4 protein-coding genes are annotated in these 5,757 nt (G+C 72.6%); 1 reads left to right on the top strand and 3 read right to left on the bottom strand.

Features of this window, described 5'->3' with window-relative positions; all coding sequences use genetic code 11:
* Positions 1 to 83: 83 nt before the first annotated feature.
* A complete protein-coding gene (locus ACFU5G_RS28735; protein WP_182619836.1) occupies positions 84 to 272 on the bottom strand; it encodes a PspC domain-containing protein in 189 nt (62 codons plus the stop codon).
* 112 nt (positions 273 to 384) lie between these two features.
* On the bottom strand, positions 385 to 582 hold the full coding sequence (locus ACFU5G_RS28730; RefSeq protein WP_377252343.1) for a PspC domain-containing protein: 198 nt from the start codon (positions 580 to 582) through the stop codon (positions 385 to 387).
* 204 nt (positions 583 to 786) lie between these two features.
* On the opposite strand from ACFU5G_RS28730, the gene ACFU5G_RS28725 reads away from it, so the two are divergent.
* On the top strand, positions 787 to 3,132 hold the full coding sequence (locus ACFU5G_RS28725; protein ID WP_377252341.1) for a hypothetical protein: 2,346 nt from the start codon (positions 787 to 789) through the stop codon (positions 3,130 to 3,132).
* A 48-nt stretch (positions 3,133 to 3,180) separates the two neighbouring features.
* On the opposite strand, the gene ACFU5G_RS28720 is transcribed toward ACFU5G_RS28725, so the two are convergent.
* Positions 3,181 to 5,757 (bottom strand): DUF3418 domain-containing protein (locus ACFU5G_RS28720; RefSeq protein ID WP_377252339.1); only part of this gene is annotated, 2,577 nt, incomplete at its 5' end.

Raw genomic sequence — 5,757 nt, 5'->3', positions numbered from 1 at the left:
TTGCAGAAACGTACGACGACACGCCAGAGGCCCGGGTGAAATACCCGGGCCTCTGGCGTGTCGTCGTCCCGACGGGGGTGGGTTCAGTCCTCGTTGGGCATGAGGATCCAGAACGCGATGTAGGCGAGGAACTGCGGTCCAGGGATGAAGATCGAGGCGACGGCGAGGACCCGGACGAGCGTCGGGTCCCAGCCGAATCGGTGGGCGATACCGGCGCAGACACCGGCGATCATGCGCCCCTGGCGTGGACGGGAGAGTGTCTGTGTGCTCATGTCATCGACGCTACGTGGGCCGTGAGCCGCCCGGTATCCGGTGATCCCCCGGTCCGGCCCTGAACCTGCCCGGAGGGCGGCCAGGGTGGACCAGGTCGCCCCGCCGGGGTGCTCAGGCGGCCTGACGCTCGTTCGGGATCGCGACCCAGCAGATGAGGTAGGCCAGCACCTGCGGGCCCGGGATGAGGATCGAGGCGACGGCGACGACCCGCACGACAGTGGGGCTCCAGCCGAATCGGTGGGCGATCCCGGCGCAGACACCGCCGATGATGCGCCCCTGGCGCGGACGGGAAAGGGTGTTTGTGCTCATGCTGTCGACGCTACGTGCGCGGCGCCCCGGGCGACATCCGGGCTCACCCGGATCTTGCCCTGAGCGAGGGCTGCGACCTCCCCCGCAAGAGGTAGGGGTGAACTTCCTCGAAACGGTCCGGCCGGGCTTCCGGCGACGCCTAGTCTTGGCCCGCTCGATCGACGACCGGAGGCCCTGGTGGCTGTTGCTGTTCCTGTTTTTCCCATGAGGCTCCGGGGTGCGGCGGTACGTGCCGCAGCGGCCTTCGCCGGCGGTGCACTCGTCGCGTCCTCGGTACTGGTTCCTGCTGTCCCCGCCGCCGCATCGGCGGCGGACCTGCCGGCACCCTCCGGCATCACGGTGGGCGGCCAGGTCTGCGGGGCGGAGCCCGTCACGGTCGCGCTCGACAGGGAGGGCTCCACCGTGCTGCCCTTCACCGCCGAGCTCGACGCAGGGGTCGACCGTGTCACCGCGGTCGCCCTCGACTCACTCGGCAACGCCGCCACGACGCGCACGTACGAGACATACGGCCAGGTCGTGCGGGAGTCCCTTCGGGCGGACGACCTCACCGACAACGCCGTCAACACGCTGCGGGTCAGCGTGCTGGCCGACGACGGTACGAACGGCCCGGCGGCCGAGTGCACGTTCCTGCTGCGCCGTGGTCCCATCGCCCAGCTGTCGATCGTCCCGGTGCTCGGTGCCGAGACCGTCTACGCCTCCTGGTCCAGCCGGGGAGGTGTCGGCGTGGCCGGTGCGTTCGCGGTCGTCGCCCCCCGGTCCCCGGACACCGTCGCCTTCGCGTACGGCTACGCCGCGGAGAACACCGCGGAGCCTGCGGTCTGGACCACCGTGCCCGCGACGGAGCACGCCGTGATCCCGTTCGTCCCGACAATCGCGGGACAACAGGTGGTCAAGGTGGCCGAGGTCGACGAAACGGGTCTCATCGGCGTGGCGACCGACCTGAAGGTCTACGTCGCGCGCCCAGATCGGGCCGAGGATGTCCCACCTGCCGTCACCCCTCGGAAGCTCACAGATACGCAGCCGGACGACGACCTGGTGACGGTCCGCCTCACCCTCACGGACGATCTCGTGGCGCCGGCAGGTGAGGCGACGCTGTACGACGGCGCCACCGAGCTCGGCCGGACCACGTTCGACGCCCGCGTCAAGGACGTACCGGTGCGGCCGAGCCAGGTCGGCCCCGGCCACCGCGATCTTCGCGTCGAGTACGTGCAGTTCGCCGGGGCACCCACCGTCACGAGCACGCTGCGGGTCTGCCTCGTCTCGTGCCCGTTCACAGGCGGGTCGGTGGCGGTCACGTCGATCACGTCGGTCGGCAACTCCCACCCCAGCTACAACAGCTCCTACTGGGCACGGGTCGACGGTTTCAGCCCGATCCCGGCGTCGTACGCGTACCAGTGGCTGCGCGACGGTGCGGCCATCAAGGGCGCGACGAGCGACCGGTACCTGAGCTCACCGGCGGACGTCGGACGCAGCATCTCCGTACGGGCCACGGCGCTGGGGCCCACCATGAGCCCCCGTGCGGTCACGTCGACACCGTTCACGGTCCGGCCACGGGACACCATGCACGTCAGCTACGGGCTCAGCGGTGTCGGCAGCCCCTGGGAGAGCAACTACTGCTACTGCCAGGCCAGTGACGGCCAGAGCGCTGGAACGGCAGGCATCGGATGGGCGGCGCAGGCTCTGATCGCCCGCCCGTACTCGGAGTCGTACTGGACGAGCCCGGTGCCGTCGACCAGTACCGAGTCGCAGGCCGCTTTCTGGTTCGAGACCGAGGGCTATGTCCAGGGCCGCGGATGGGTCGGTTCCAAGGCCAGGTCGAACATGTACTACGTCGGCAGCATCGGGGAGAAGCGCCGGCTCGAGGCCATCCGGATCTCACCCGGAGGTCCGCACGCTTCGTTCTACGACGTCTGGTACCGCGTTCACGTGCCGAAGCTCGGCTGGCTGGGCTGGGCGAAGAACGGCGAGGCGTCGGGTACGACGGGGTTCGCCTACCGCATCGAGGACGTCCAGATCCGCGTGCTGCCCAAGGGCAAGACGCTCTCGGCGAGCACCACCGGCAACGCGCCCTTCTACGACAGGACGACCCAGAACCAGGTCACGGTGCAGCCCTACCTGCGGCCGGCGGGCTGGAGGACGGTCGTTCGCGGGGGTGCGACCGCCGGATACACCAGCACCTCGCAGCGCCTGAACGCCGTGCGCGTCGACGTGAACGGCCAGCGGTACTCGGGCGGTGTCCAGGTGTCGGCCAAGGTCGAGGGCTCCGGCTGGCGGCCCTACGTGGGCGACACCCGGGTCTCGGGCACCTACCACCGCACGAACCGCACCTCCGCGTACCGGATGCGGCTCACCGGCGAGATGGCCAAGCAGTACGACATCTACTACCGCGTGCACGTGGCCGGCACCGGCTGGCTCGGCTGGGCGCGGAACAACGGGCGTGCCGGCACGGAGTCGTACAAGTACCGCAACACGGCGGTCCAGGTGGTCCTCGTCAAGAAGGGCGAGCGTCCGCTGATGAGCGGCTACGGCCGGGCTGCCTACAAGGGCTGAAGCGGGCCGGGTGCCGGGCGGCGGTCCCGCCCGGCACCGCCGAGCGGCTCACCACCCGCCCGGCGCCAGCACCTTCCGGATCCGCTTCTCGCTGACCGGCCCGTCCGTGCCGAGCTGCTGCGCGAACAGCGACACCCGCAGCTCCTCCAGCATCCAGCGCACCTCGGCCAGCTCGGCGGCGCGGGCGGCGTCCGGCGATCCCGCCGCGTACGTCGCCTGCGCCTTCTCGTAGGCCGACGTCACGTCGCCGATCCGCCACGCGAGGTCCGCGTCGCGCCCTGGGTTCTCCGCGGCCTTGGTCAGGCGGTGCGAGTCCGCCCGCAGGTAGCGCGCCAGGTGCGGCAGGCGTCGCGGCGGCGTCGCCGACACGAACCCGTCGTGGATCAGCGTCGCGCGGTGCTCGCGGATGTCCTGCAGCGTGTTGAGCAGCGCCAGGCTGCCCGACGCGCGGACCTCCGCCTCGAGCGTGCGGCTCGCCGACAGCGCGGCGACCACGTGCCCGACGACGCGGTGCACCTCGTCCTCCAGGTGCTTGCGGACGAACGCGAGCGCGTCGGCGTAGTCCGCCGCCGACCGCACGGCCGCCGCGTCGGGCCCGCCCGGGGGCGTGTCGTACCGCGCCTCGTCGGCCGGTGACGTCAGCGAGACGACGGCGGCGAGCTGCAGGTCCGCCACCAGCGCCTCCGTGCTGGGGTACGGCGACGCCGCGAGCGTCAGCGACTGCGTGCCGGTCCACCGCGACGTGATGCGCCCGGTCCCGAGCGCCGTCTCCGACAGCAGCAGCCGTCGCACGCCGGCTGCGTGCGCGGCGGCCTGGGCCGTCTCGTCCGCCAGGATCCGGAGCGCGACGCCGACGGTGCGCGCCTGCCCCTTCACCTTCGGGGCGGTCTCCTCGACCAACGCGGGGAAGCCCCGGACCACGACCCCGGCGCCCACGTCGGTCGACACCGACTCCGGGAGCACCCCGCCGTCGGGCAGCCCGGCGGGCCACCCGGTGAGCCCGGTCTGCTCCCCGACGACGGCGCCGGCGCTCGCGCCGCTCCCGGCCGGGGCCGAGGCACGCGCACCCACCGCGGCCGGTGAGGCGGAGCCCGGCGCGGGCGCCTTCGCTCCGGGGACGGACGCGTCAGCGGCCCCGGCCCCGGCACCCCCGGCACCTGCGGCGGCCCGGGCCTCGGCCAGTGCCGCGCCGACGGCCCCGCGCACCGCCGACCGCACCGCGGCCTCCGCACGCGAGGCGAGCTTGCGCTGCAGCAGCACCAGGTCCTTGGACTCGTCCAGCACCACGGACGAGGCGTTCCGGCCCCGCCCGCGCTCCTCGATCACGCGGAACGTCACCCGGAGGTGCCGCGGGAGCCGGGAGACCCGCTCGTCGTCCCACACCTCGGGCGGCACCACGACGTCGCGCAGCGCGCGCACCGCCCGCGTGAACGCCGAGGTGTACGGCTCGGCCATGTCGCCCGCCCGGGCGATGTCCGCCCAGGCCGGGGCCTCGGCGCGCAGCCAGGCGACGACCTCGCGCGCGACGTCGGGGGCCGGCACGAGCTCGCGCCGCACCGTCTTGGGCAGCGACTTGATGGTCGCCACGGTCAGCTCCTCGAGCAGCCCGGGCACCATCCAGTCAAACCCGTCCGGCACCACGCGGGCCAGCACGGCCACGGGCACGTGCACGGTCACGCCGTCGGCGTCGGACCCGGGCTGGAACTGGTAGGTGAGCGGCAGGGAGAGCTCGCCCTGCGGCCAGGTCTCCGGGAACTCGGCCGTGTCCACGGAGGCGTCGCCGACCAGCTGCTCCATGGTGAAGGTGAGCAGGTCGGGCGTCTCCTTGCGGGCCCGCGACCACCAGCGGTCGAAGTGCGCCGCGGACACCACGGTCTCGGGCACGCGCTCGTCGTAGAAGGCGAAGAGGTCGTCCTCGTCCGCCACCAGACCGCGCTGCCGGGACCGGGCCTCCAGCTCGCCGGCCTCCTCCAGGAGGGCCCGGTTGTCGTGGAAGAACCGGTGGTGCGTGGTCCACTCGCCCTGCACCAGCGCGTGCCGCACGAACATCTCGCGCGCCGCCTCGGGGTCGACCTTCGCGTAGAGCACGCGGCGGTCGGACACGATCGGCACCCCGTACAGCAGCACCTTCTCCGTGCACATCGCCGCGCCCTGCTTGGTGGACCAGTGCGGCTCCGAGTAGGTGCGCTTCGCGAGCGGCCCCGCGAGGTCCTCGGCCCACTCGGGCTGGATGCGGCTGACGTCGCGGGCCCACAGGCGGCTGGTCTCGACCAGCTCGCCGGCCATGATCCACACCGGCGGCTTCTTGGACAGCGGCGAGCCCGGGAAGATCGCGAACCGCGCCCCGCGTGCGCCGACGTACTCGTTGCGGGCCTGCTTCTTGGCCCGCTTCAGCGCGATCTCGCGCTGGGCCCCCCGCAGGTGCGCGACGGCGGACGCCTTGACCTCGCCGGTGTCCTGCATGCCGATCTGCGACAGCAGGCCCGCGAGCAGCGACCGGTGGATCGTGTCGTCGTCCCAGGTCTGCCGGTACGACGCGGCCTCGGGCTCGGCCGCCGAGCCGCCCTCGCCGGTCGGGCCCCCGGTGGTCGAGCCTGTCGAGACCTCGTCCGGTCTCGACAGGCT

The sequence above is a fragment of the Promicromonospora sp. NPDC057488 genome, assembly GCF_042802395.1.
In the GTDB taxonomy this organism is placed as follows: domain Bacteria; phylum Actinomycetota; class Actinomycetes; order Actinomycetales; family Cellulomonadaceae; genus Promicromonospora.
Note: the sequence above shows the minus strand (reverse complement) of the source record. Positions and strands in the feature narration are given on the sequence as shown.

What these genes read in the sequence shown, in the direction of transcription:
- ACFU5G_RS28730 (WP_377252343.1), bottom strand. Translation starts at nt 582, where the DNA reads ATGAGCACAAACACCCTTTCCCGTCCGCGCCAGGGGCGCATCATCGGC.
- ACFU5G_RS28725 (WP_377252341.1), top strand. Translation starts at nt 787, where the DNA reads ATGAGGCTCCGGGGTGCGGCGGTACGTGCCGCAGCGGCCTTCGCCGGC.
- ACFU5G_RS28735 (WP_182619836.1), bottom strand. Translation starts at nt 272, where the DNA reads ATGAGCACACAGACACTCTCCCGTCCACGCCAGGGGCGCATGATCGCC.